Annotated in this window: 26 protein-coding genes; 13 read left to right on the top strand and 13 right to left on the bottom strand. The window is 71.7% G+C overall.

Annotated features, from left to right (window positions below; translation table 11 throughout):
* From RMN98_RS02355 to RMN98_RS02345, 3 genes are read right to left on the bottom strand one after another with little or no spacing between them, the layout of a single operon-like run.
* Positions 1-1,515, bottom strand: a complete 1,515-nt coding sequence (locus tag RMN98_RS02355) for an FAD-dependent oxidoreductase (protein WP_309647198.1) — start codon at positions 1,513-1,515, stop codon at positions 1-3.
* Complete coding sequence (locus RMN98_RS02350) at positions 1,512-3,572, bottom strand: molybdopterin oxidoreductase family protein (RefSeq protein WP_309647197.1); 2,061 nt, start codon at positions 3,570-3,572, stop codon at positions 1,512-1,514. The genes RMN98_RS02355 and RMN98_RS02350 overlap by 4 nt, the downstream gene beginning before the upstream one ends.
* Before the next feature lie 3 nt (positions 3,573-3,575).
* The gene (locus tag RMN98_RS02345) at positions 3,576-5,150 is read right to left on the bottom strand and encodes an MFS transporter (RefSeq protein ID WP_309647196.1); all 1,575 of its coding nucleotides are present in this window, start codon (positions 5,148-5,150) and stop codon (positions 3,576-3,578) included.
* 310 nt (positions 5,151-5,460) lie between these two features.
* On the opposite strand from RMN98_RS02345, the gene RMN98_RS02340 reads away from it, so the two are divergent.
* The 5 genes from RMN98_RS02340 (at position 5,461) to RMN98_RS02320 (ending at position 11,575) form a co-directional block, all read left to right on the top strand.
* Entirely contained in the window at positions 5,461-5,826 is a 366-nt protein-coding gene (locus RMN98_RS02340; protein WP_309647195.1) for a DUF485 domain-containing protein, read from the top strand.
* A 1-nt stretch (position 5,827) separates the two neighbouring features.
* Positions 5,828-7,453, top strand: a complete 1,626-nt coding sequence (locus RMN98_RS02335) for a cation acetate symporter (protein WP_309647194.1) — start codon at positions 5,828-5,830, stop codon at positions 7,451-7,453.
* Between the two features lie 156 nt (positions 7,454-7,609).
* The gene (acs, locus tag RMN98_RS02330) at positions 7,610-9,589 is read left to right on the top strand and encodes an acetate--CoA ligase (protein WP_309647193.1); all 1,980 of its coding nucleotides are present in this window, start codon (positions 7,610-7,612) and stop codon (positions 9,587-9,589) included.
* Positions 9,590-9,759: 170 nt separating this feature from the next.
* A complete protein-coding gene (gene nhaA / locus RMN98_RS02325; protein WP_309647192.1) occupies positions 9,760-11,094 on the top strand; it encodes a Na+/H+ antiporter NhaA in 1,335 nt (444 codons plus the stop codon).
* Positions 11,095-11,158: 64 nt separating this feature from the next.
* Entirely contained in the window at positions 11,159-11,575 is a 417-nt protein-coding gene (locus RMN98_RS02320) for a phage holin family protein (RefSeq protein WP_309647191.1), read from the top strand.
* Positions 11,576-11,606: 31 nt separating this feature from the next.
* Here the strand turns inward: RMN98_RS02320 and RMN98_RS02315 are convergent, their stop codons facing one another.
* From RMN98_RS02315 to nth, 4 genes are read right to left on the bottom strand one after another with little or no spacing between them, the layout of a single operon-like run.
* Positions 11,607-12,782 (bottom strand): MarP family serine protease, encoded by a 1,176-nt coding sequence (locus RMN98_RS02315; protein WP_309647190.1) that lies wholly within the window; start codon positions 12,780-12,782, stop codon positions 11,607-11,609.
* Entirely contained in the window at positions 12,779-13,480 is a 702-nt protein-coding gene (locus RMN98_RS02310; protein WP_309647189.1) for a CoA pyrophosphatase, read from the bottom strand. The genes RMN98_RS02315 and RMN98_RS02310 overlap by 4 nt, the downstream gene beginning before the upstream one ends.
* Complete coding sequence (locus tag RMN98_RS02305; protein ID WP_309647188.1) at positions 13,477-13,989, bottom strand: TlpA disulfide reductase family protein; 513 nt, start codon at positions 13,987-13,989, stop codon at positions 13,477-13,479. The genes RMN98_RS02310 and RMN98_RS02305 overlap by 4 nt, the downstream gene beginning before the upstream one ends.
* Positions 13,986-14,690, bottom strand: coding sequence for an endonuclease III (gene nth / locus RMN98_RS02300; protein ID WP_309647187.1), 705 nt, complete (start codon positions 14,688-14,690; stop codon positions 13,986-13,988). The genes RMN98_RS02305 and nth overlap by 4 nt, the downstream gene beginning before the upstream one ends.
* Before the next feature lie 141 nt (positions 14,691-14,831).
* Here nth and RMN98_RS02295 point away from each other — a divergent pair, with 141 nt between their 5' ends.
* The 5 genes from RMN98_RS02295 to RMN98_RS02275 are packed head-to-tail and all read left to right on the top strand — an operon-like array spanning position 14,832 to position 18,085.
* Positions 14,832-15,509 carry a Crp/Fnr family transcriptional regulator gene (locus RMN98_RS02295; RefSeq protein WP_309647186.1) on the top strand — a complete coding sequence of 226 codons (678 nt, stop codon included), beginning with the start codon at positions 14,832-14,834 and terminating at the stop codon, positions 15,507-15,509.
* 24 nt (positions 15,510-15,533) lie between these two features.
* A complete protein-coding gene (locus RMN98_RS02290) occupies positions 15,534-15,833 on the top strand; it encodes an SAV_915 family protein (protein WP_309647185.1) in 300 nt (99 codons plus the stop codon).
* Positions 15,830-16,156, top strand: coding sequence for a hypothetical protein (locus tag RMN98_RS02285; RefSeq protein ID WP_309647184.1), 327 nt, complete (start codon positions 15,830-15,832; stop codon positions 16,154-16,156). Before RMN98_RS02290 ends, RMN98_RS02285 begins: the two co-directional genes overlap by 4 nt.
* Entirely contained in the window at positions 16,153-17,322 is a 1,170-nt protein-coding gene (locus tag RMN98_RS02280) for a hypothetical protein (RefSeq protein ID WP_309647183.1), read from the top strand. The genes RMN98_RS02285 and RMN98_RS02280 overlap by 4 nt, the downstream gene beginning before the upstream one ends.
* The gene (locus RMN98_RS02275) at positions 17,306-18,085 is read left to right on the top strand and encodes a hypothetical protein (protein WP_309647182.1); all 780 of its coding nucleotides are present in this window, start codon (positions 17,306-17,308) and stop codon (positions 18,083-18,085) included. Before RMN98_RS02280 ends, RMN98_RS02275 begins: the two co-directional genes overlap by 17 nt.
* Positions 18,086-18,092: 7 nt before the next feature.
* Here the strand turns inward: RMN98_RS02275 and RMN98_RS02270 are convergent, their stop codons facing one another.
* Genes RMN98_RS02270 through RMN98_RS02255 form a run of 4 tightly spaced genes read right to left on the bottom strand, consistent with a single transcriptional unit; the run spans position 18,093 to position 20,421 of the window.
* Complete coding sequence (locus tag RMN98_RS02270; RefSeq protein ID WP_309647181.1) at positions 18,093-18,914, bottom strand: MBL fold metallo-hydrolase; 822 nt, start codon at positions 18,912-18,914, stop codon at positions 18,093-18,095.
* Complete coding sequence (locus RMN98_RS02265; protein WP_309647180.1) at positions 18,911-19,780, bottom strand: NUDIX domain-containing protein; 870 nt, start codon at positions 19,778-19,780, stop codon at positions 18,911-18,913. Before RMN98_RS02265 ends, RMN98_RS02270 begins: the two co-directional genes overlap by 4 nt.
* Before the next feature lie 3 nt (positions 19,781-19,783).
* A complete protein-coding gene (locus tag RMN98_RS02260; RefSeq protein WP_309647179.1) occupies positions 19,784-20,269 on the bottom strand; it encodes a RidA family protein in 486 nt (161 codons plus the stop codon).
* On the bottom strand, positions 20,266-20,421 hold the full coding sequence (locus tag RMN98_RS02255) for a DUF4177 domain-containing protein (protein ID WP_224123438.1): 156 nt from the start codon (positions 20,419-20,421) through the stop codon (positions 20,266-20,268). The genes RMN98_RS02260 and RMN98_RS02255 overlap by 4 nt, the downstream gene beginning before the upstream one ends.
* 183 nt (positions 20,422-20,604) lie before the next feature.
* Between RMN98_RS02255 and RMN98_RS02250 the strand changes: the two genes are divergently transcribed.
* Positions 20,605-22,131 carry a PTS fructose transporter subunit IIBC gene (locus tag RMN98_RS02250; protein ID WP_309647178.1) on the top strand — a complete coding sequence of 509 codons (1,527 nt, stop codon included), beginning with the start codon at positions 20,605-20,607 and terminating at the stop codon, positions 22,129-22,131.
* A gap of 87 nt (positions 22,132-22,218) precedes the next feature.
* On the opposite strand, the gene RMN98_RS02245 is transcribed toward RMN98_RS02250, so the two are convergent.
* Both RMN98_RS02245 and RMN98_RS02240 read right to left on the bottom strand, forming a co-directional pair.
* Positions 22,219-23,532 carry an Nramp family divalent metal transporter gene (locus RMN98_RS02245; protein ID WP_309647177.1) on the bottom strand — a complete coding sequence of 438 codons (1,314 nt, stop codon included), beginning with the start codon at positions 23,530-23,532 and terminating at the stop codon, positions 22,219-22,221.
* A 47-nt stretch (positions 23,533-23,579) separates the two neighbouring features.
* Complete coding sequence (locus RMN98_RS02240; protein ID WP_309647176.1) at positions 23,580-24,317, bottom strand: 3-beta hydroxysteroid dehydrogenase; 738 nt, start codon at positions 24,315-24,317, stop codon at positions 23,580-23,582.
* Positions 24,318-24,377: 60 nt separating this feature from the next.
* Here RMN98_RS02240 and RMN98_RS02235 point away from each other — a divergent pair, with 60 nt between their 5' ends.
* Both RMN98_RS02235 and RMN98_RS02230 read left to right on the top strand, forming a co-directional pair.
* The gene (locus RMN98_RS02235; protein WP_309647175.1) at positions 24,378-24,710 is read left to right on the top strand and encodes a TfoX/Sxy family protein; all 333 of its coding nucleotides are present in this window, start codon (positions 24,378-24,380) and stop codon (positions 24,708-24,710) included.
* A 9-nt stretch (positions 24,711-24,719) separates the two neighbouring features.
* The gene (locus RMN98_RS02230) at positions 24,720-25,319 is read left to right on the top strand and encodes a nucleotidyltransferase domain-containing protein (RefSeq protein WP_309647174.1); all 600 of its coding nucleotides are present in this window, start codon (positions 24,720-24,722) and stop codon (positions 25,317-25,319) included.
* The last annotated feature ends 1 nt before the right edge of the window (position 25,320 follow it).

Raw genomic sequence — 25,320 nt, 5'->3', positions numbered from 1 at the left:
TCAGGACGAGGGGGTGAGGGCGGGCCGGTCGGCGAGGAGCTGGGCGACGGACGACGAGCAGCCGCCGCAGCCGGTGGTGGCGCGGGTGGTGGCCCGGACCTCGTCGAGCGAGGCGCACGCGCGGATGCGCCCGGCGCTGACGCCGGCGCAGGCGCAGATCTCGGCGTCGTCGGCGAGACGGGACGGCGGGGCCAAGCGGTCGCCCATGAGGAGAGCTGCGGGCTCGGTGCCGGAGAGGCGGGTGCCGCGGTCGAAGTACTGCGTGATCAGGCCGATCCGCGACAGGTCCCCGACGAGCGTGGCGGCGACGATGACGCCGTCGCTCACGACGAGCTTGCGGTGCGAGCCGACGACGGGGTTGGTCACCTCGACGACGTCGCCCCCGTCGGCCGTGGCCCGCTCGGGGTCGCCCAGGACCGCGACGTCGAGGCCGGTCGCGCGCAGCCGCGCGACCGAGCGGCTGCCGGTGTAGGTGGCGTCACCGTCCGGGTCCGTGAGTCGCTGGGCGAGGAGCGAGGCCTGCTCCCAGGCCGGCCCGACGAAGCCGGTCGTGCGGCCGCCGTGCTCGGCGCAGTCACCGATCGCGAAGACGTCGGGGTCGGTGACCGAGGCGAGGTGGTCGTCGACCACGATCCCGCGCCGGACCTCGAGGTCGGCCCCGCGGGCCAGCGCGGTCGAGGGTCGACCACCGGCGGTGAGGACGACGAGGTCGGTGTCGAGGGTGTAGCCGTTGTCGAGGCGCAGCCCGACCGCCCCGCCGGCGGTGTCGCTCATCCGGACCGCCCGCGCGCCCGTGTAGACGGTGGTGCCGAGACGGCGCAGGTCGCGCGCCAGCACCTGGCCGGCCGGGCTGCCGACCTGGCTGCGCAGCAGGTGCTCGCCGCCCTCCACGATCTCGACGTCGAGGCCGCGCACGCTGAGCGCCCGGGCCACCTGGAGTCCCAGCAGGCCGCCGCCCACCACCACTGCTCGTTGGGCAGGGCGCACAACGGGGTGTGCGGTCTGGTCACCAACCGCGGTGACCTCGTCGCCCGCGTTGTGCACTTCGACCCCGATGGCCGCCATCAGGCGCCGACAGTCGTCGAGCGAGCGGAAGGCGTGGACGGCCTCGTGCAGACGTCCGTCGAGGCGCACCAGCCCACGAATCGGCGGCAGGCTGGGGATGGAGCCGGTGGCGAGGACCAGGCGGTCGTAGGGCACCACGGTCCCGTCGACGAGCACCACGTCGCGCCGCTCCCGGTCGACCCCGAGGACGCGCGCGCCGAGCCGCAGGTCGACCCCGTGCTCGGCGTGCCACTGCGCCGAGCGGAGCGTGATCGTGTCGAGGCCGTGCGTGCCCTCGAGCACCGCCGACAGCAGGATCCGGTTGTACGGCGCGTGGTCCTCGTCGCCGAGCACCGTCAGGTGGAGGTCGGTCGCGGCCGGCGACGCCACCAGCTCCTCCACCAGCCGCGTCGCGGCCATGCCGCTGCCGACCACCACGATGCGCCGGCGCCCGCCGACACGGCCGTTCACGTGCGCACCGCCGCAGCGCAGACCTTGAACTCCGGCATCCGGCTCGACGGGTCGAGCGCGTCGTTGGTGAGCCGGTTGGCGCCGACCCAGTGGAACGGCACGAAGACGGTGTCCGGCCGGATCGTCGACACCACCCGCGCAGGCGCCTTGAGCTCACCGCGACGCGTGGCGACGACGACGAGGTCGCCGTCGTGGGCACCGATCCGGTCGGCCAGCATCGGGTGCATCTCGACGAACGGGCCGGTGTCGGGCAGGTCCTTGATCCGGCGGGTCTGGGCGCCGGACTGGTACTGCGCCAGCACCCGTCCGGTCGTCAGGTGCACCGGGAAGTCCTCGCAGGGCACCTCGGCGGCGCCGCGGTGCTCGACGGCCACGCACCGCGCGCGACCATCGGCAGTGGCGAAGGAGGACGCGAACAGCCGCGGCGTCCCCGGGTGGTCGGCGGTCGGGCACGGCCAGAAGACGCCGTGCTCGGCGCGGATCCGGTCGTAGGTGATGCCGGCGTAGTCGGCCCTGCCGCCGGCCGAGGCGAGCGCCAGCTCGGCGAAGACCTCCTCGGGGACCTCCGAGAAGACCCCGGCCGACCCGAGCCGCGATGCCAGGCCGGCCATCACCTCGAGGTCGCTCCGGACCCCGTCGGGCGGTGTGACGGCCTGCTGGCGCAGGATCACCCGGCCCTCGAGGTTGGTCATGGTGCCGGTCTCCTCGGCCCACTGCGTGACCGGCAGGACCACGTCGGCCATGGCCGCGGTCTCCGACATGACGATGTCGGCGACGACGAGCAGGTCCAGCGACTCCAGTCGCGAGGTCACCTGCGTCGCGTTGGGCGCGGACACCACGATGTTGGAGCCGAAGACCAGCAGCGCCTTCGCTCCCCCATCGGTCCCGAGCGAGTCGAGCAGCTCGTAGGCCGAGCGCCCCTTGCCGGGCAGCGAGGTGGCCGGCACGCCCCACACCCGCGCCACGTGCTCGCGCGCGGCCGGGTCGTCGATCATCCGGTAGCCGGGCAGCTGGTCGGCCTTCTGGCCGTGCTCGCGCCCGCCCTGTCCGTTGCCCTGCCCGGTGAGGCAGCCGTAGCCCGCGCCCTCGCGCCCGGGCATGCCCAGCGCGAGGGTCAGGTTGATCCAGGCGAGCACCGTGTCGGTGCCCTGGCTGTGCTGCTCGGCGCCGCGGGCGGTCAGCACCAGCACCTTCCCTGACGCGCGCGCCGACGAGCCCAACAGGGCTGCGAGCGCCTGCAGCTCCGCGACGGGCACGCCGGTCACGCGCTCGACCCGCTCGGGCCACCAGACGGCGACCGAGCGGCGTACGTCGTCGAAGCCGGTCGTGCGCGCCGCCACGTAGTCCTCGTCCACGTCGCCGGCCGCCACCACGAGGTGGAGCAGCCCCAGCGCCAGCGCCAGGTCCGTGCCCGGCACCGGCTGGAGGAAGGTGTCGGCCCGGTCGGCGGTCGTCGTACGACGGGGGTCGATCACCACCACGTGACCACCGCGGGCGCGGAGCCGGTCGAGGTGGCGTGCTGCCGGCGGCATCGTCTCGGCAAGGTTGGAGCCGACGAGCACGACGACGTCGGCCCGCTCGAGATCAGCCAGCGGGAAGGGCAGCCCCCGGTCGATGCCGAAGGCCTGGTTGCCGGCCGACGCGGCCGACGACATGCACCAGCGGCCGTTGTAGTCGATCTGCGAGGTCCCCAGCGCGACCCGCGCGAGCTTGCCGAGCTGGTAGGCCTTCTCGTTGGTCAGCCCGCCGCCGCCGAAGACCGCCACCGCGTCCGCGCCGTACGACGCCTGCAGCGACCGCACCTTCGACGAGACGAGGTCGAGCGCCTCGTCCCACGACGCGGTGCGCAGCTCCCCGGTCTCGCGGTCACGCACGAGCGGGCTGGTCAGCCGCTCGCGGCTGCCCCGCAGCCCGGCCGCGCTCCAGCCCTTGCGGCACAGCGCGCCCTCGTTGACGGGGAACTCCGGCCACGCCTGCACCGCCAGGGCGGCACGACCCTCGCGGACGAGGGTCATGCCGCACTGGAGGCTGCAGTAGGGGCAGTGGGTGGCGGTCACGAGTCAGATCCCGACCCCGGCGTAGCTGGTCGCGGCCTTGGCGTCGGACGGCGCCCGGAGGTAGACGGCCCAGGTGACCAGGGCGCACACGACGTAGAAGCCGGCGAAGATGGTGAACGCGGCCCGGGTGGCGTCGATCGGGTCGGTGACCCAGGGCGAGCCGAACGTGATCGGGATGAGGAAGCCGCCGATCGCACCGACCGCACCGATGATCCCGATCGCGGCCGAGGCCCGCTTGGTGGCGTTGAGCACGGCGTGCGTGCGCTCGGCGCTGCCCTCGGCGCCGACGCGGTCCGCCTCGGTCTTGAAGATCGCGGGGATCATCTTGTAGGTCGAGCCGTTGCCGATCCCGCTGAAGGCGAAGACCAGCAGGAAGATCCCGAGGAAGAACGGGAAGACCTCGGTGTTGGCGTTGACGGCGTCGAGGACGGCCGGCGGGTACTCGAAGGACGCGGGGTCCGCGGCGATCTGCGCGAGGACCTCGGGAGCCGGCGGCGGCGGAACGGGCTGGAGCTGGCTGATCGTGTAGAGGACACCGAGGGTGCCGGTGATCATGCCGCTGAAGGCGATCAGGGTGATCCGGGCGCCGCCGTACTTGTCGGCGAGCCAGCCACCGAGCGGGCGGGCCATCGAGCCGACGAGCGCGCCGAGGAAGGCATAGAAGACGAAGTTGATGCCGATGCCGGGGATCGAGGGGACCGGCTGGCGCCAGAAGTTGAGCTTGATCAGCAGCGGCATCGCGGCGGAGTAGCCGATGAAGGAGCCGAAGGTGCCGATGTAGAGGAACGACATGACCCAGGTCTGCTTGCTCTTCAGCACGGCCAGCTGCGACTTCGTGTCCGCCCTGGAGGTGCCGAGGTTGTCCATCAGGAAGTACGCCGCCACGGTCGCGACCACCGCCAGCCCGGCGTAGATCCAGGCGGCGCGCTCGAGGTGGATGCCGCCCTCGCTCGCCTTGACCAGGCCGAAGATGCCCGCGCCGCCGACGATGACGGGCAGGAAGAACTGGATGAGCGCGACCCCGAGGTTGCCGCCGGCCGCGTTGAGCCCGAGGGCCGCCCCCTTCTTGGCCGCGGGGTAGAAGAAGTTGATGTTGGCCATCGAGCTCGCGAAGTTGCCGCCACCGAAACCGGCGGTGGCCGCGATCAGGCAGAAGGCCCAGTACGGCGTGCTCGGGTTGGTCACCGCGACCGCGAAGCCGAGCGTCGGCACCAGGAGCAGCCCGGCGCTGACCATCGTCCAGTTGCGACCGCCGAAGCTGCCGACCGCCAACGTGTAGGGCACCCGCAGCAGCGAGCCCACCAGGTTGGGGATGGCGACCAGGAAGAACAGCTGCTGCGCGGTGAACTCGAAGCCCTGCGCCAGCAGGAACGCCGACGAGACGCTCCAGATGAGCCACACCGAGAAGCCGAGGTGCTCGGCGAAGATCGACCAGACCAGGTTGCGCCGAGCCACCTGCTGGCCGGTCCCGGCCCAGAACTCGGGCTCCTCGGGACGCCAGTCGTCGATCCACCGGCCGGTCCTGCGCTGGGGTGCCGCTGCCGCCTGCTCGGCCGGCGGGGTGCTGGTCATGGTCATGTGAGGACTCCTGTGGAGGTCGGGATGTCCTCATCAAAGGCAGCGCAGGTTTCGGTCGGCCGCGGACCAGCACACCGCAAACGTCAACTTGTCCTCACGGCCTCACAGTCCTCACAGCCCCACAGCCCCACAGCCCCACAGCCCCACAGCCCCACAGCCGACTCTGCTCCGCGACCGTTCGTCGTACGGGAGTGACCGCTCGGCGCAACGCCCCTCCCGCTGACCGCAGGGTCGGCGCGCACCCCTGCACGTGACCCGACTCACGCTCCTACGGTGACGGCGATCACATGCCGCGTGAAAGGGGCCGTCCGTGACGTCCGACGTCAACACACCGCACACCCAGTCCCAACGCCAAGACCCGCTCTACGACGAGCTGGCGGCCTCCCCGGAGTTCGGCGAGCTGCGCAAGCTCTACCGCGGGTTCGTCTTCCCGGCGACCGTCGCCTTCCTGGCCTGGTACCTGCTCTACGTCCTCATGTCGAACTGGGCGACCGGTTTCATGAACCACCAGCTCTTCGGCAACATCAACGTCGCGCTGGTCTTCGGCCTGCTCCAGTTCGGCACCACCTTCCTGCTCGCCTGGCTCTACAGCCGCTTCTCCACCGCCCGCCTCGACCCGCTGGCGCGCGAGCTGAACGACCGCTACGAGGCCGGCAAGAACGAGAAGGGCCACTGACATGGATCACCAAGTCCTCACCACGACCCTGTTCCTGTCGGTCGTCGCCCTGACGATCGGCATCACCTTCTGGGCCAGCCGCGACAACTCCGGCAGCGACAGCTTCTACGCCGGCGGGCGCTCGTTCTCGCCGATCCAGAACGGCTTGGCCATCGGCGGCGACTACATGTCGGCCGCGTCCTTCCTCGGCATCTCCGGCGCCATCGCGCTGTCGGGCTACGACGGCTTCCTCTACTCCATCGGCTTCCTGGTCGCCTGGCTCGTGGCGCTGCTGCTGGTCGCCGAGATGCTGCGCAACTCCGGTCGCTACACGATGGCCGACCAGCTGGCCTACCGGATGAAGCAGACGCCCGTGCGCATGGCGGCCGCGACCTCCACGGTCGTCGTGTCGATCTTCTACCTTCTCGCCCAGATGGTGGGCGCCGGCACGCTCGTCGCCCTCCTGCTCGGCGTGGACAGCCAGTTCGTCAAGAACCTCGTGATCTTCGGCGTCGGCATCCTGATGATCTTCTACGTCACCGTCGGCGGGATGAAGGGCACCACCTGGGTGCAGATCGTCAAGGCCGTGCTGCTCATGGCCGGCTCCGCGGTGATCGTGTTCCTGGTGCTCGCCAAGTTCAACTTCAACCTCTCCGAGCTGCTCGGCGCCGCAGCCTCCAACTCCGGCAAGGGCCAGGCGTTCCTGGAGCCCGGCCTGAAGTACGGCGTGTCGACGACCAGCAAGATCGACTTCATCTCGCTTGGCATCGCCCTGGTGCTCGGCACCGCAGGGCTGCCCCACATCCTGATCCGCTTCTACACGGTGCCGACCTCGCGCGACGCCCGGAAGTCAGTGCTCTGGGCCATCGGGCTGATCGGTGTCTTCTACCTCTTCACGCTGGTCCTCGGCTTCGGTGCCGCGGCGCTGCTCAAGGGTGACAAGGCCGCCGAGGTGGCGACCAGCAAGGGCAACCTGGCCTCACCGCTGCTCGCGGAGGCTGTCGGAGGTGGTGCCGGCTCGACGGGCGGCGCGATCCTGCTGGCGGTGATCGCGGCCGTCGCGTTCGCGACGATCCTCGCGGTCGTGGCCGGCCTGACCCTCACCTCGTCGTCCTCGGTGGCGCACGACATCTACAACAACGTGATCAAGAAGGGCAAGGCCACCGAGAAGCAGGAGATCAAGGTGACGCGCATCGCCGCGTTCACCATCGGCCTGATCGCCATCCTGCTCGCCATCCCGGCGCAGAACCTCAACATCGCGTTCCTCGTGGCCCTGGCCTTCGCGGTCGCGGCGTCGGCCAACCTGCCCGCCATCGTCTACAACATGTTCTGGCGCCGCTTCAACACCCGCGGCGCGACGTGGAGCATCTATGGCGGCCTCGCCTCGTCGCTGCTGCTGGTGTTCTTCTCGCCGGTCATGTCGGGCAAGGGCGTCATCGACGGGGTCAACCAGAGCCTGCTCCCGGCCAGCATCGACATCTCCTGGTTCCCCCTGGAGAACCCGGGCATCCTCTCGATCCCGCTCGGCTTCCTCTTCGGCTACCTCGGCACCATCAGCCGGCGCGAGCCCGAGGCGGAGGACCGCTTCACCGAGCTCGAGGTCCGTGCCCTCACCGGTGCCGGCTCCGAGAAGGCGGTCATCCACTGAGTCCGTCGCCCGCCTGAACCGATGCCGGGTGGCCCCCGCGAGGAGGCCACCCGGCATCGGCACAGCAACCTCCGAGCAACCCTCGACCTGCACCCTGGGTCGAAGCGTCCTAGTGTGGCGAGCGCCACCCCACCCGCACGTCCAGGAGTGAACACCGTGAGCGAAGAGACCCTGTCCAACCTGTCCCGCGAGGAGCGCACGTTCGCCCCTCCGGCCGACCTGGCCGACTCTGCCAACGTGACCGCCGACGCCTACGACGCCGCGGAGGGTGACCGCGAGGTCTTCTGGGCCGAGGCCGCCGAGCGGCTGTCCTGGGACCAGACCTGGGAGCGCGTCCTCGACTGGGACAACCCCCCGTTCGCCCAGTGGTTCGTCGGCGGGCGACTCAACGCCGCCTACAACTGCGTCGACCGCCACGTCGAGGCCGGCAACGGCGACCGGGTCGCCTTCCACTGGGTCGGCGAGCCCGCCGACGACAAGCGCACCATCACCTACGCCGACCTCCAGGCCGAGGTCTCCCGGGCCGCCAACGCCCTCATCGACCTCGGCGTCCAGGCCGGCGACCGGGTCGCGATCTACATGCCGATGATCCCCGAGACCGTGGTGGCGATGCTCGCCTGCGCCCGTCTCGGCGCCCCCCACACCGTCGTCTTCGGCGGCTTCTCCTCCGACGCGCTGGCCTCACGCCTCGTGGACTGCGGCGCCAAGGTCGTCATCACCTCCGACGGCGGCTACCGGCGCGGCAGCGCGTCGGCGCTCAAGCCCGCGGTCGACGAGGCCCGCGCCAAGGCCTCCGGCGAGGGCTTCGACGTCGAGCACGTGCTCGTCGTACGACGCACGGGCCAGGAGGTCGCCTGGGACGACGCCGTCGACGTGTGGTGGCACGACGTCGTCGACAACGCGTCGGCGGAGCACGCGTGCGAGTTCTTCGACTCCGAGCACCCGCTCTACGTCATGTACACCTCCGGCACGACCGGCAAGCCCAAGGGCATCCTGCACACGACCGGCGGCTACCTCACCGGCACGTCCTACACCCACAACGCGGTCTTCGACCTCAAGCCCGAGACCGACGTCTACTGGTGCACCGCCGACGTCGGCTGGGTGACCGGGCACTCCTACATGGTCTACGGCCCGCTCGCCAACGGCGCGACCCAGGTGATGTACGAAGGCACCCCCGACGCCCCTCACAAGGGCCGCTGGTGGGAGATCATCGCGGAGTACGGCGTGACGATCTTCTACACCGCCCCCACCGCGATCCGGACCTTCATGAAGCAGGGCCGCGAGATCCCCGACGGCTTCGACCTGTCCTCGCTGCGGCTCCTCGGCTCGGTCGGTGAGTCCATCAACCCCGAGGCCTACATGTGGTACCGCGAGGTCATCGGCGGCGAGCGCTGCCCGATCGTCGACACCTGGTGGCAGACCGAGACCGGCCAGATCATGATCTCGCCGCTGCCCGGCGTCACCTCCGGCAAGCCCGGCTCCGCGATGACCCCGATGCCCGGCATCGAGGCCGACGTGGTCAACGACGACGGAGAGTCGGTGCCCAACGGCTCGGGCGGCTACCTCGTGATCAAGGAGCCGTGGCCCGCCATGCTGCGCACCCTGTGGGGCGACGACGACCGCTTCAAGGAGACCTACTGGTCGCGCTTCCGCAAGCAGGGGTTCTACTTCGCCGGCGACGGCGCGAAGAAGGACGAGGACGGCGACATCTGGCTGCTCGGCCGGGTGGACGACGTCATGAACGTCTCCGGCCACCGGCTCTCCACCACCGAGATCGAGTCGGCCCTCGTCTCCCACCCCAAGGTCGCCGAGGCGGCCGTGGTCGGCGCGGCCGACGAGACCACCGGCCAGGCGGTCTGCGCGTTCGTGATCCTGCGCGACTCCGCCGGTGACGGTGGCGCCGACATCGTCGAGGAGCTGCGCAAGCACGTGCAGAAGGAGATCGGCGCGATCGCCAAGCCGCGCCAGATCATGGTCGTCCCCGAGCTGCCCAAGACCCGCTCGGGCAAGATCATGCGCCGCCTGCTCAAGGACGTCGCCGAGCACCGCGAGGTCGGCGACGTCACCACGCTGGCCGACGGCGCCGTGATGGACCTGATCAGCAAGGGCGTCTCCTCCGGCAAGGCCGACGGCTGAGCAACGCCCACGCCGAGTCGGCGCGATGTTGCAGCCCGTGCAACATTGCGCCGACTCGGCCATGTCCGGGCCGCTCGTGGCGGGGTCGGGTCGCGCTAGGCTGAGCGCGGTGCGCCGGGAAGTCTGGTCGGCAACGACCTGACCGACCCCATTGTCTGGAGCCACCACCCGTGACCTCGCCGCCACCCCCACCCCCAGCCCCCCGTCGTACGACGGGCCCGCGACTCTTCGCGCGCGGCACCTTCCTGGAGAACTCCCGTGTCTCCGAGATCCTCCGCGCGGAGACGACCGGCGGGCTGCTGCTCATCATCGGCGCGACGGTCGCGATCATCTGGGCCAACACCCCGTGGGCCGACGTCTACGAGTCCGTCCGCGACGTGCGGGTCGGCCCCGAGTCGCTGCACCTCGATCTGAGCCTCGGCACGTGGGCGGCCGACGGGCTGCTGGCGATCTTCTTCTTCGTGGCCGGCCTCGAGCTCAAGCGCGAGTTCGTCGCCGGCGACCTGCGCGACCCGCGCCGGGCAGCCGTGCCCGTGGCGGCGGCGGTGGGCGGGATGGCCGCGCCGGCGCTGATCTTCGTGCTGTGGAACCTCGGGGGCGACGGCGGGCTCCGGGGCTGGGCGATCCCCACCGCCACCGACATCGCCTTCGCCGTCGCGATCCTGGCGGTGATCAGCACCCACCTGCCGAGCGGGCTGCGCACCTTCCTGCTGACGCTGGCGGTGGTCGACGACCTGCTGGCCATCACGATCATCGCGATCTTCTACACCGAGTCGCTGGACCTGGCGTTCCTCGCGCTGGCGCTGGTCCCGATCGGCCTCTTCGGCCTCCTGGTGCAGCGACGGGTGCGCAGCGGCTGGCTGCTCGTGCCCCTGGCCCTCGTCGCCTGGGCCCTCGTGCACGAGTCGGGCGTGCACGCCACCGTCGCCGGGGTGCTGCTCGCCTTCACCGTGCCGGTCCTGCGCCGTGACTCCGACCCCGACAAGCCCGGCTTGGCCGAGCACCTCGAGCACGTCGTCCGCCCGATCTCGGCCGGGTTCGCCGTGCCCGTCTTCGCCTTCTTCGCCGCCGGGGTGACCGTCGGCGGGCTCAGCGGACTGGTCGACTCGTTGCGCGACCCGGTGGCGCTCGGCATCGTCTGCGGCCTCGTGGTCGGCAAGACCGTCGGCATCGTGGGCTCCACCTGGTTGCTCGCGACCTTCACCCGCGCCGACCTCGACGACGAGCTGACCTGGGTCGACGTCACGGGGATGGCCATGCTGGCCGGCATCGGCTTCACCGTCTCCCTGCTGATCGGCGAGCTCGCCTTCGGCCAGGGCAGCGCGCGCGAGGACAACGTCAAGGTCGGCGTGCTCGTCGGCTCGCTGACCGCGGCGCTCCTCGCCACGATCGTGCTGCGCGCCCGCAACCGCGTCTACCGGCGCATCTGCGAGCTCGAGGAGCGCGACGACGACGGTGACGGCGTGCCGGACGTCTTCCAGCGCGACGGCTCTCACCCCTCCTGACGGGGCGCCGCCCCCGCCCCGTTCTGTAGGGTCGGGGTCTCACTTCGATCCCAGAGGACCCTGCATGGCAACCGAACCGGTCAAGGCACCGCCCGCTGAGGGCGATCCCACCATCGGACGTCTCGTCGCCGACGCCAGTCGCGACATCTCGACCCTGGTCTCCCAGGAGATCGAGCTCGCCAAGAGCGAGCTCAAGGTCAGCGTCACGGCCGGCGGCATCGGCGTCGCGATGTTCGCCGCGGCAGGCTTCGTCGCGGTCCTCGCGATCATCATGCTGTCGGTCGCGCTGGCCTACTTCATCCACTGGAACGACAAGGGCCTCGAGCTGCACTGGGCGTTCCTGATCGTCTTCGGCCTCTACCTCGCGATCGCCGGGCTGCTGGTCTTCGTCGGCATCAAGAAGGTCAAGCAGGTCAAGGCGCCCGAGAAGGCGATCAAGCAGGGCAAGCAGATCCCGGCCGCCCTCAAGGGCAAGCGCTAGCCCCGACCGTCCGAGGCGAGGTCCGCCTGGCTCAGCCCGCGCAGTCGCCGGTCGACTCCGCCTCGGTGTTGGTGACCCCGATCGCGGCCGAGTCGGCCACCTGGTCGGCGGTCAGGGCGTAGCCCGTCTCGGGGTCGGTCACCGACGCCGCGAAGACCACGCCGGCGACGTCACCGGCGGAGGTGATGATCGGGCCACCGGAGTTGCCGGGCCGGACCAGGCCGCGCAGGGAGAACACCTCGCGGATGACAGTGCCGTCACCGTAGATGTTGGGTGAGCGCAGGCGCTGCTCGGAGCGGATGCGCCCGGGCTGGACGTCGAACGGGCCGTCCTGGGGATAGCCGAGGATCGCCACGCCGTCCTCGGCCACCACGTCGACGTCGAAGCGGAGCACCGGGATGTCGTCGCTCTCGAAGGACAGCACGGCGATGTCGAGGTCGGGGTTGTACTCCACGACCTCGGCCGGGACGGAGGAGTCGCCGATGATGATCTCCGGGTCGTCCACCCCGGCCACCACGTGGGCGTTGGTCATCAACCGGTCCTCGGAGTACAGGAAGCCGGACCCCTCGACCCCACGGCCGCAGTCGTTGGTGCCGCGGATCTTGAGCACGGACGGCTCGGCGCCGACCACGTCCGGGTCGCGCAGGAGCCGCTTGGGACCGGGCCCGACCTCGACGATCCGCTCGGGAGCGAAGGGTTCGAGGTAGCGCGGGAAGAAGCTCGTCCCGACGACGTCGTTGAAGGCCTGGAGCACGCCGGAGGCCGACTGCGGCAGCGCGGAGTCGACGGCCTTCAGCATGGTGGAGCCCCGGACCAGCGGGGTGACCGAGCCGATCCGGGAGCCGGAGATCGCGACCCCCAGCGCCCAGGCGACGATCAGCACGGCCAGCGCGCTGAGCGCGGCCCCGCCGATCGCGTCGATCGCCCGGATGGGCTGCCAGGTGATGCGGTCACGGATCCGCGCGCCGGCGTACTGGAATCCGGCCTGCCCCAACGAGGCGGCCAGGATCACGATGAAGAGTGCGCCCAGGGAGACCATCAGCGACGGGTCGGCCTCCCCCAGCGCGATCGGCGCGAGCCAGACGCCGAGCAGTCCGCCGAGGAGCAGACCGGTGGTCGCGAAGGCACCGGTGACGAAGCCCTGCCAGTAGCCCGAGAGGGCGTAGGCGAGGACGAGGACCACGAGCAACCAGTCGAGGGCGTTCATGGGCGCTCCTCGAAGCGGGTGTTGGGCGCGAAGTCTCGGCGGGCGGGCTCACCTTGCAGCATGTAGGACGGGAGCTCGCGCACCGGCGGGTCGTCCAGCGGTGCGTTCCACCCGAGGAAGTCGAAGAGCCGGGAGATGATGCCGGCCGTGAATCCCCACAGGATCACGTCCTTGTCGTCGCCGATCATGAAGCCCGGGCCGGTGAAGCCGCTGGGGTGACGCACGTTGATCCGGTGCGTCGGCTCGACCAGCTCGCGCAGCGGCACGCGGTAGATCGCGTGCACCTCGTCGGGCGAGACGACCGAGACCGGGCTCGGCTCGCGCCACCAGGCCAGCAGCGGCGTGACCGCGAAGTTGCTCGGCGGCAGCCACAGCTCGGGCAGCTCGGCGAAGATGTCGACGCCCGTCGGGTCGAGGCCGGTCTCCTCCTGCGCCTCGCGCAGGGCGGCCTCGCGCGGGGTCTCGCCGGGGTCGATGGTGCCGCCGGGGAAGGACACCTGGCCGGGGTGGGAGCGCATGTGGTGAGCCCGCTCGGTCAGCAGCAGGTCGGGGCCGGCCTCGGTCTCGCCGAAGAGCATCAGCACCGCACCGCGCCGGGGGTCGGAGTCCTCGGGCGGCATGAAGCGGGTGAGGTCGTGGACGGTGATCGAGCGCGCCCCCTCCTCGACGGGCCGCAGCCAGTCGGGCAGGTCGCTCACAGGGTCACGTCCAGGTAGCGCTCGGAGAGCTCCACGAGCTCGTCGACCGACTCGATGACCACGAACTCCATGTGCGTCACCGTGCCGTCGGCGTCGACGAACGCCAGGAACGGCAGGCCCTGGATGAAGGGGAAGGGCGGCGAGTCGCTGACGAGCCCCTCGGGGTCGGCCAGCAGGTCGTAGGTGACGCCGCTCCTGGCCACGAGCTCCTCGGCCTTCTCCTGCCGGGTCTCGAGGTGGTTGATGCCGAGCAGCGAGACCCGGTCGCCGTAGGCCTCGTCGAAGTCGGCCAGCACGGGCATCTCGCGCGCGCACGGACCGCACCACGACGCCCACAGGTTGACGACCATCGGGCCCTTGAGCGTCGCGAGGTCGACCTCCTCGCCGGAGCCGAAGGCGGGCAGGCTGACCTCCGGCAGGGTCGTCACCTCCGGACGGTCGTCACCGCCCGTGCACGCGGACAGCAGGAGGACCAGCGCCACGGCGGGCGCGACAAGGAGTCGTCTCACGCGGGCCCCTGCGTCTTCACCAGGGCGGCTGCGGCCACCGGGTCAGTCGGCCCTTCGCCGTACGACGGGCACAGTCGCGCCAGCGGGCAGGCACCGCACGCGGGCTTCTTGGCATGGCAGCGCCGGCGTCCGTGCCAGATGAGGTGGTGGCTCAGCATGGTCCAGTCGCGCTTGTGGAAGAGCGCTCCGACCGCGTGCTCGGCCTTGACGGGGTCGGTCTCCTCGGTCCAGCCGAGACGACGCGCGAGCCGGCCGAAGTGGGTGTCGACGGTGATGCCGGGCACGCCGAACGCGTTGCCGAGCACCACGTTGGCGGTCTTGCGACCCACCCCGGGCAGCGTCACGAGGTCGTCGAGACGCCCGGGCACCTGGCCGTCGTGACGCTCGACGAGGGCGGCGCTGAGCTTGAGCAGCGACTCGGTCTTGGCCCGGAAGAAGCCGAGGGGGCCGACGATCTGCTCGAGGTGCTCGCGCGGGGCGGCCGCCATCGCCGCAGGGTCGGGGTAGGCGGCGAAGAGGGTGGGCCGGACCGCGTTGACCCTCCGGTCGGTGGTCTGCGCGCTCAGCACCGTCACGACCAGCAGCTCGAAGGGGGTGTCGAAGTCGAGCTCGCAGCGGGCGTCGGGATAGGTCTCGGCGAGGATCCGGTCGATCTTGCGTGCACGACGGACGAGGCCGGTGTGGGTCTCGGTCGGGGGCACCCCGACAGCCTACGGCGCACCGGGGACAGGTCCGGGGAGAGGACCGGAGGAGAGAACTCGCCGGACGCTCGGGCGGGTTGCGTTTCTCTGTGAGATCGCCCACTGGATAGGATCACCACCGACACCACACCAGGAGGATCCGTGGACAACGACGTACTCCGTCAGGCCCCGCTGTTCAGCGCGCTCGACGACGAGGCCGCCACCGCACTGCGGGCTTCGATGACCGACACCCGGCTGCGCCGCGGCGACGTGCTCTTCCACGAGGGCGACTCGGGCGACAAGCTCTACATCGTGCTCGAGGGCAAGGTGAAGCTGGGCCGCTCCTCGTCCGACGGTCGCGAGAACCTCCTCGCCATCCTCGGCCCGGGCCAGATGTTCGGCGAGCTGTCGCTCTTCGACCCGGGCCCGCGCTCGGCCACCGTGACCGCGGTCACCGACACCACCTTCGCCTCGCTGTCCCACGAGGATCTCCTGCGCTGGCTCGAGGGCCGACCCGTCGTCGCCCGCGGCCTGCTCACCCAGCTCGCCGGTCGCCTCCGCAAGGCCAACGACGTCGTCGCCGACCTGGTGTTCTCCGACGTCCCCGGCCGGGTCGCCAAGGCGCTGCTCGACCTCGCCGACCGCTTCGGCCGCACCGCCGACGACGGCGTCCACGTGCACCACGACCTCACCCAGGAGGAGCTCGCCCAGCTGGTCGGCGCCTCCCGCGAGACGGTCAACAAGGCGCTCGCCGACTTCGCGTCGCGCGGCTGGCTGCGTCTGGAGCCCCGCTCGGTCGTGATCATGGACGTCGAGCGCCTGGCCCGCCGCGCCCGCTGACCCGTGGCGGACTCGGACGCCCGCGTGCACACCATCCCGAAGGACTACCCGCCCTTCCTCTACATCCCCTGCCTCGAGCACGTGCGCGAGACGGCTGGAGCAGAGGCGGTCTACCGCACGACCAAGGACGGGCGCACCGCGCTGCTCGTCTACTCCGCGCTCGACCGCCTGCACGCCTGCTGTGGCGAGGACCAGCCGTGGTTCGGGCTGCCGACCCACGAGCTCCAGCGGCTCTACGACGTCCGGCCGTTCGACGTGGTCTACGCCGACGTCTACGTCCCCGAGGAGCGCCGGGAGCCCGGCCCTCAGAGGCAGGTGCGGTGAACAACGCGGCCGACGTCGGGGGCGGCGGCTCAGGTCCGTCGAGCTTCGTCGTCGACCCCGGCACCCTCACGCGGGTCTCCTCGCGCCTGGGCGCCGCGGCCGCTGACCTCGACGCGCTCGGCTCGTCACGTCCCACCGCCGGTGGCACCGGCCAGGCAGAGCCCCTGCTGCTGATGATCCTGGCGGCGGCCAGCGAGGCCGGCGCGCGGCTCTCCTACGAGTCGTCGATCCTGGCCGCGGCGGTCGAGGACTGCAGCGTCGCCGCGCAGGACGCGGACGCCGTGGCGGCCGCCTCGTTCCTCGTCGACGGCGGCAGACCGTGAGCGACCTCGACACCGAGATCGAGGGCAGCGCCTCGACCATCCGCTCGGTGGCCACCTGGCTGCGCAGTGACCTCGAGGTCGGTCTCGGCAACCTGGGCGACACCGTCGCCACCCAGCGCTCCTCCGCCCAGGGCGACTGGGACGGAGAGGCCGCCACGGCCTTCTCCGGTCGGGCGAGCACGCTGGCGACCTCGGCCGACGACGGCGCTCGCATCTCCAGCGCCGTGGCCGGTGACGTCGACATCCTCGCCACGGCGCTCGAGACCGCGCAGCGCGAGATGGGCGAGGTCCGCACGGCCGCACGGGCCGGCGACCTGGTGGTCGACGGCTTCTGGGTCCGCAACCCCGGGTCGGGGCCTGCGCCAGACGACCCGGCGGCCGAGGCCCACGCCGACAGGGTCACCGTGTGGAACCAGTGCGTCGAGGACGCCGACGCCGCCTGGACGACCTGGCAGGCGGCACTCGACACCGCCGGCTCGGCCTGGTCGCGGCACGACACCCAGTACGTCGGGATCGCCGCCCAGCTGCTCTCGTCGGGCATCCAGATCGAGCTGATCCGTCGTACGACGCCGATCCTGACCGCCGAGGTCGACTCGATGCTCACCCGGGCCGCCGAGCTGCGCGCCCACGCCGACGCCATGCGCACCCCGGACGGCCGGGTCCCCGACCCCTCCCGCTTCTACGACCTGCTCGACGAGGCCGACCGGCTCGACGGCGCCCACCCCGCAGCGCGCGGCAACCTTCCCAGCTGGGAGCTGCCGCGCGGCCTCACCCGCGGGCTGTGGGTGCTCGACGTGGCTGCCGCCGGCTACGGCGTCCACTCCGACTGGGACGAGGAGGGCCCGGCCCAGGCGATCACGTCCAACGTCGTGCCGGCCGCGGCCTCGATCGCCTCCGGTGTCGCCGCGGGTGCTGCGACCGGGGCTGTGGTGGGCAGCTTCATCCCCGTGCCCGGCGTGGGAACGGCGGCCGGTGTCGTGGTCGGTGCGGGGGTCGGCCTGGTGGTCGGCGCCTTCACCTCCGGCGCCATCGACAGCCTCTTCGACTCCGGGGCCGACACCCTGGGTGACTGGGGCGACGCCGTGGCCGACGGCGCCGGCGAGATCGCCGACACGGTCAGCGGGCTGGCCGAGGGGGCTGGTGAGGTCTTTGACTCCATCTTCTGAGCCCCGCCCGTGGTTCCGCTCCCGCGCGGTCGTCCTCTTCACTGCCGCCATCACCGCGTTGATCTGTGCCGCCAGCGCCTGGCGCGCCCTCGTCGCGACGGACGGTCGCGCCACCTCGGTGGCGGTCGCGCTCTTCACCGGCGCGGTGAGCCTGATGATGCTCGCCGGCCTGGCTCGCGACCCGGGCACCTGGTCGACCACGGATCTCGACGGTCGACCGGCCTGGCGGTTGCGTCTCGGCCCCGCCCGCACGGCCACGGTCACGGTCGTCGCCGTCCTCGCTGCGAGCGCACTGGGGCTGGTGCTGGCGGCGCTCGCCGTCGGCGCGGGCTCCCTGGCCGGCGGCCTGGTCGTGGGCGCACTCGCTCTCGGCGTGCTACTGCTGGCTGTCGAGCTGGGCCGGGTAGCCGCCCGTGCCCCCGCACTGGTCGTCGGTGTCGACCGACTCCGGCACGAGGGTGCCGGGGTGCTCGTCGACCTCGGCTGGGACGACGTGACGACCATCGAGTGGGCCCACGTCGGCACCCGGCGCGCGGCCCTGCGCATCGGCGCGGCCTCCGACGCCACGAGCCACCAGGTCCGCTCGCGCCCCTCGCTGCTGCCCCTCGACCACGTCCCCCACGAGCCGGGGATCGAGCTGCGCACCGGCCTGCTGGCCGACGGGCCGGCCCTGCTGCGCCTGCTGCGTGAGCTGCAGGTCGGCGGCCGGGCCACCCGGGAGTCCCTCATCGCCCGCGGCGTCCCCGAGGCATCGGGCCGCTGAGGGACCCTCAGCCGCGCTCAGCGAGATAGGCCAGCTGCGCGCGTACCGAGAGCTCGGCGGCACCCCAGAGCACCGGGTCGACGTCGGAGTAGACGACCTCGACGACCTGCCGCGGCAGCTCGTCGGCAGCCACCCCCTCGGGGTGCGGCCGCTCGCGCAGGGTCGCGACGGCCGCCTCGACCTGACCGAGGCGGTCCTGTCGGTGCGCGATGTAGAAGTCCAGCACCCCGAGCGCGTCGCCGATGACCGGCCCGTGGCCCGGCCAGATCGAGGCGACCTCGTGGGCCGCGGCCAGCGCGTGGAGCCGGTCGAGGGAGTCGAGGTAGGCGCCGAGCCGGCCGTCGGGGTGCGCGACGACCGTGGTGCCACGACCGAGGACGGTGTCGCCGGTGAGGACCGCGGCCTCGGCCGGCAGGAAGAAGGAGAGGGAGTCGGCCGTGTGGCCCGGCGTACCGATCACACGCAGCTCGAGCCCGTCGACGTCGACGACGTCGCCGTCGGCCAGGCCCTCGGAGCCGAGGCGGAAGTCGGGGTCGAGGGCGCGGACGCCGCACCCCATCCGCTCGGCGAACTCCTGGGCTGCCTCGGCGTGGTCGTGGTGGTGGTGGGTCAGCAGCACGACGGCGACCTCACCGGCCTCCTCGGCGACCGCGTCGAGGTGCGAGGCGATCGAGGGTCCCGGGTCGATCACGACCGAGCGCCGGGCGCCGGGCTCGCGCAGCACCCAGGTGTTGGTGCCGTCGAGCGTCATCATGTCGGCGTTGGGGGCGAGCACGCAGCGCGCCCGCTCCCCGATGGACCCACCGGTCCAGGTGCCGTCGACGCTCACGGACGCCGCCGATCGGCCACCAGGGGACGCATCCGGTCGGGCATCGACAGGGTCCATCCGTCACCCAGCGGCTCGACCGACGGGGTGAACATGTCGACCGTGCGTCCCTCGGCCACCGACAGGACCTCGGTCGGGGAGGAGTGCTGGGCGACCTCGAGGCAGGTGAGGTACGTCGGCGGCATCATCGCCAGCTCGCCGCCGTCGGCCTGGTCGGCCGCGAGGCGCGCGGGAACCCAGTGCACCGAGGAGGACTCGGTCGAGACGTCGCGGGTCAGCTGCCCCTCGGGCAGCAGCGCGACGAAGAACCAGGTGCGGTAGCGCTTGGGCTCGAAGATCGGCGTCAGCCAGCCGTCCCAGGTGCCGAGCAGGTCGGTGCGCAGGACAAGCCCGCGCTGCGCGAGGAACTCGGTCATCGCGAGCTCGCGGGACTCCAGGGCGTGGCGGTCGGCCTCCCACTGCTCACCGGTCGTGTCGGCCACCACCGTCTCCGGCGAGTCCCCGGCGAGGAGCACGCCGGACTCCTCGAAGGTCTCGCGCACGGCGGCGCAGACCAGCGCCCGGGCGGTCTCCTCGTCGGTGCCGAGGCGACGCGCCCACTCGGCGGGCGAGGGACCCGCCCAGGCCACGGTCGCGTCGAAGTCGCGCGGGTCGACCCCACCGCCCGGGAACACACACATGCCCCCGGCGAAGTCCATGGAGACCTGACGGCGCAACAGGTAGACCTCCGGGCCGTCGGGCGACGGACGCATCAGGACGACGGTCGCTGCGTTGCGGGGCTCCACGGGGGTCTTCGTGCCGTCCTCGAACTGGCGGGCCACCTCGATGAGACCGTCGGGCAGCGGCACCGGGGGCAGGGGGATCCTCACGGCTCAGACCTCGACGAGGATCTCGACCTCGACCGGCGAGTCGAGCGGCAGGACCGAGACGCCGACGGCTGAGCGGGCGTGCACCCCGGCCTCGCCGAAGACCTTGCCGAACAGCTCGGAGGCGCCGTTGGCGACCTGCGGCTGACCGGTGAAGTCCGGCGTCGAGGCCACGAAGACGACCACCTTGACGATCCGCTTGACCGCACCGAGGTCCCCGACCTGCGCCTTCACGGCCGCGATCGCGTTGAGCGCGCACTGCTGGGCGCACTCGTAGGCCTCCTCTGCCGACACCTCGCCGCCCACCTTGCCGGTGAGCATCAGCTCGCCGCCGCGCATGGGCAGCTGGCCCGAGGTGAAGACGTGGTTGCCGCTGCGCACGGACGGCACGTAGACCGCGACCGGCTTGGCGACCTCGGGGACCGCCAGGCCGAGCGCCGCGAGACGCTCCTCCGGGGTCCGGCTCGCATCCTGTCCGGGCGCCTGGGTCACTGGACGGGCCGCTTGAAGTAGCCCACCAGGTTCTCCGGGTTCATGCCCGGCGCGATCTGCACCAGCTCCCACCCGTCGGCCCCGAAGTTGTCGAGGATCTGCTTGGCCGCGTGCGTGAGGATCGGCGCGGTCAGGTACTCCCATTTCGTCATGCCCCGCACCCTACTCGGCGAGGACCCACCCGAGTGGCCCCGATAATTCTTCTTATTTCTTTGTTTCTGTTGACTTGTGTTGAGACGTGGGTCACTCTGGTGACGCACGCCACACTCTCGGGATCCACGGCTTGCAGACCCCAACCTCCGGGCGGAGCCCGGAGCACGAGTGAGGAAGACCCGATGAAGTTCATCGCCGTGACGTCGTGCCCCACCGGCATCGCCCACACCTACATGGCAGCCGAGGCACTCGAGATCGCCGCCCGCGAGGCCGGCCACGAGATCGCCGTCGAGACCCAGGGCGCCGGAGGCGCCGAGCGCGTCGACCAGTCCGTCATCGATGCGGCCGACGCCGTCATCTTCGCCGCCGACGTCGAGGTGCGCGACCGCCACCGCTTCGAGCACAAGCCGCTGGTCGTCACCGGCGTCAAGAGCGCCATCAACGACCCGGCCGGCCTGCTGCGACAGGCCGCGGAGGCCGCGGCCCGCGGCGTCACCGGGACCCCCGGCGGCGCGCCCGCGTCGTCGTACGCCGGAGGGCTGGCCAGCAAGGTCGACATGAACGCCTCCGTCGGCACCCGCGTGCGTCAGTGGCTGATGACCGGCGTGAGCTACATGATCCCCTTCGTCGCCGCCGGCGGCATCCTGATCGCCCTCGGCTTCATGCTCGCCCGCATCGCGGGCGGCGGTGACGGGGCGATCGCGGTCACGGCGATCCCCCTCACCGACATCATCAACGACTTCGACCCGACCTCCGGGATGATGTGGGCGGCCCTGCTCTTCCAGGCCGGTGTCGCGGCCTTCGGCTTCCTGGTCCCGGTCCTCGCCGGCTTCATCGCCTTCGCGATCGCCGACCGCCCCGGCATCGCCCCCGGCTTCGTCGCCGGCGCGCTCGCCGGTGCCGTCGGCGCCGGCTTCCTCGGTGGCCTCGCCGGAGGTTTCCTCGCCGGCTTCCTGGCCCTGTGGATCAGCCGCCTCAAGGTCCCCCGCGCGGTCCAGAGCATCATGCCGGTCGTCGTCACCCCGTTGCTCGCGACCCTCGCCGTCGCCGTCATCATGCTGCTCGTCCTCGGCAAGCCCCTCGCCAGCGTGCAGACCGGCCTCACCGACGGCCTCAACAGCCTCAGCGGTGGCTCCATCGTGCTCCTCGGCATGATCCTCGGCCTGATGATGGCCTTCGACATGGGCGGTCCCGTCAACAAGGTCGCCTACACCTTCGCCTCCGGCGGACTGACCGCCGGCGCGATCGCCGCCGGTGGCACCGAGCTCACCGTCATGGCTGTCGTCATGGCTGCCGGCATGACCCCGCCGCTCGGCCTGGCGCTGGCCACCGTGATCCGCAAGGGGCTCTTCAGCAAGGCCGAGCGGGAGAACGGGAAGGCGGCCTGGCTGCTGGGCGCGTCCTTCATCACCGAGGGTGCCATCCCGTTCGCTGCGGCCGACCCGCTGCGGGTCATCCCCTCGATCATGCTCGGCTCCGCGGTCACCGGTGGCCTCGTCGCCGGCTTCGGGAGCGAGCTCGCCGCCCCGCACGGCGGCATCTGGGTCACCCCGCTGATCAGCGGCATCCCCGGCTACCTGGCCGCTGTGCTGATCGGAACCGTCATCACCGCCGGCGCCGTGATCGTGCTCAAGGGCCTGCGTCCGCAGCCCGTCGAGGCCGACGGCGCGGTCGTCGCGACCTCCGCCGGCGCTCCGGTCGCCGTCTGACCCTCCCGAGAACACGCAGGGCCCGGAGGTGACCCCTCCGGGCCCTGCGTCATCTCTGCTCCCCGACCGCGGCGTCCCAGGGCCGATCTAGAGGAAGCCGACGTAGGGCGAGAGCACGTTGCGCAGCTCGTTGAGACCGAGGGCCAGGAAGAGCAGCGCGCACAGCGCGAGCATCCCGTTGGAGAACCAGCCGTTGCGCCACTCGGCGGGCACGTCGGAGTGCGGCAATGCGCCCTCGCGGCGCTTGTTGAGCAGCACCAGCAGGGTGATCGCGAGGAACGGCATGAACAGCGCGCCCAGGGTGCCGTAGGCCAGGATCAGCCCGATCGGCTCGTCGAGCAGCAGGAGCAGCATCGGCGGGAAGGTCAGCCACAGCATGTAGGCGCGGAAGAAGCGGCCGCCCGTGCGGGTGTCGGGGTGTCCGGACGGCAGGTCGCGCAGGTTGCCGACGTAGTCGGCGAACATCAGGCTGACGCCGCTCCAGACACCGATCAGCGACGAGAACGACGAGGCGAAGAAGCCGATCAGGAACACCTTGCCGAAGACCTCGCCGTAGCGCTCGTCGAGGATCCCGGAGAGCTGGACGAGCGCCTGGTCGCCGCTCTCGGACGCGATGCCCATCGAGTAGTAGAGCTCGGCGCCGACGATCAGCATCGAGACGACGAAGATGCCGGTCACGGCGTAGGCGACGCCGTTGTCGAGGCGCATCACCCGCATGAACGCCGGGGTGCTCCAGCCCTTCTCGCGCAGCCAGTAGCCGTAGGCCGCCAGCGTGATCGTGCCTCCGACGCCGCCGGCGATCGCGAGCACGTTGACGATCGAGTCGTCGGGGAAGATCGGGCGCAGGCCGAGGGCGATCTCGCCGAGGTTGGGCGTCGTCAGCAGGGCCGCGCCGACGACGGTGACGAACATGACGCCGACGAGGGCCGCCATCACCTTCTCGAACGACGCGTAGGTGCCGAACCACACCAGCACCAGCCCGACCAGGCCGATGGCCATCGCGGTCCACCGCAGCGACAGGTCCGGGAAGAGCGCCACGAGCGGCAGCGCCGAGGACGACATGGCCGTCGCCCCGTAGACCAGGCCCCAGACGACGATGTAGGGCGCGAAGTACCACGTGGTCCAGCGACCCAGGCTGCGCCAGCCCTCGAAGATCGTGCGGCCGGTCGCGAGCGAGTAGCGCCCGGCGCCCTCCACCAGCACGACCTTGATCACGGCGCCGAGCACCGCGACCCACAGCAGCGTGTAGCCGAACTTGGCACCGGCGACCAGCGTCGCCACGAGGTCGGCCGCCCCCACCCCCGTCGCGGCCACGACGAGCCCCGGTCCCACGATCCGCCACTTCGGCGGCCGTTCACCTGCCGCCGTGTCCGGCGCGTCGGTCGTGCGGTCGGTGGTCACTGGACTGTCCCGAGAAGAACCATCGAGCCATCATCACCGCTGCGGTCTCAGGTGGCCAGCCAGGCGTCGAAGGTCAGGTCGCCCCGAGGCCCGTCGGCGACCGGCAGCAGGCCGCCGTCGCGCATGGCGGCGCCGGCCGCTCCGGGGAGCCGGACGGGCACGACCCTGCGGCGCGTGCCCTGGGCCCGCGACACCCGGCGGGCGAGGTCGGCCATCTGGTGCACCTCGGGGCCGGCGAGGTCGGCGGCGCGACCGGCGGGACCGGCCTCCACGAGGTCGACGAGCGCCTGCGCCACCTCGACCGCGGCGACGGGCTGGCTCAGCATGCGCGGCACCAGCGAGAGCGGGCCGAGGCGGACGAATCCCAGCACCTGTTGGGCGAACTCGTGGAACTGGGTGGCCCGCAGGATGCTCCACGGCACCGCGCCGGCCGCGACGACCTGCTCCTGGAGGAGCTTGCCCTGGTAGTAGCCGGCGGGCACCCGGTCGACCCCGACGATCGACAGCGCCACGTGGTGGGCGACGCCCGCGCCGTGCTCGGCCTCCAGCAGCGTGTGTGTCACGCCGCCGAAGAACGCCTCGGCGGCCCGGCGCCTCTGGGTCGCGATGCTCGTGACGTCGACGACCGCGTCCACCCCGACCAGGCGCTCGGCGAGACCGGCGCCGGTGGTGAGGTCGACCCCGAGGGACCGGGCGAGCCCGACCACCTCGTGCCCGCGCTGCTGCGCCACCTGCCCGACGTACGAGCCGACCACGCCGGTCACCCCGGCGACCGCGATCCTCACTGGTCCGTCCTCACTGCGTCCTCACTGGTGCAGCGTCGCACAGGCGCGCACACTGGATCCATGCCGTACGACGAGCACCTCGCCGCCCGCGTCCGGCCGCTCGTGCAGCGGCACGGGCCGGTCGAGGAGAAACCGATGTTCGGTGGGCTCTCCTTCATGCTGGGCGGCCACCTGGCCGTCTGCGCCAGCGGCCAGGGCGGTCTGCTCGTGCGGATCGACGCCGCCGACCGCGACGACCTGCTCGACCCACCGCACGTGACCCCGATGGCGATGGCCGGGCGCGAGTCGCGCACGTGGCTCCAGGTCTCGCCCGCGGTCGTAGCCTCCGACGAGGCTCTGGCGTCCTGGGTCGCCCGCGGCGTCGCCGTCGTGCACGGCCTGCCACCGACGTAGCGTTCGTCCATGACCTCCGACCTCGGGCCCTGGGAGCCGATGGCCCCGGACGAGGTGACCGCCCTCCTCAGGGCCGTCGATCGTCCCTGGTGGATCGCCGGCGGCTGGGCCCTCGACCTCCACCTGGGACGCCAGACCCGCCCCCACGACGACACCGATGTGCTGATCCTCCGAGACGACCAGCTGGCGATGCAGGAGGCTCTGGGCGGGTGGGACCTCCATGCCGCCGACCCGCCGGGCAGCCTGCGACCGTGGCGTCCGGGCGAGATCCTCCCGGCGGCGGTTCACGACGTCTGGTGCCGACGCACGCCGGAGTCGCCCTGGTCGCTGCAGGTCATGATCGACGACGCGTCGGACGGGACCTGGACCTATCGCCGGGACGCCAGGATCCAGCGCCCGGTGGCGGAGCTCGACGCAGGCGCCTGCCACGGCGACCCGCGCGTGCTCAGCCCCGAGATCCAGCTCCTGCAGAAGAGCAAGACCCCGCGCCCCAAGGACGAGGCCGACTTCCAGATGATGAAGGACGTCCTCGACCCGGACCAGCGGGCCTGGCTGGTGCGCTCCCTGACCCTGACCTCGCCGGAGCACCCCTGGCTCGGGCAGCTCTGAC

Source organism: Nocardioides sp. (assembly GCF_031397825.1).
Taxonomy (GTDB): domain Bacteria; phylum Actinomycetota; class Actinomycetes; order Propionibacteriales; family Nocardioidaceae; genus Nocardioides.
This window is presented reverse-complemented; position numbering and strand designations above follow the sequence as displayed.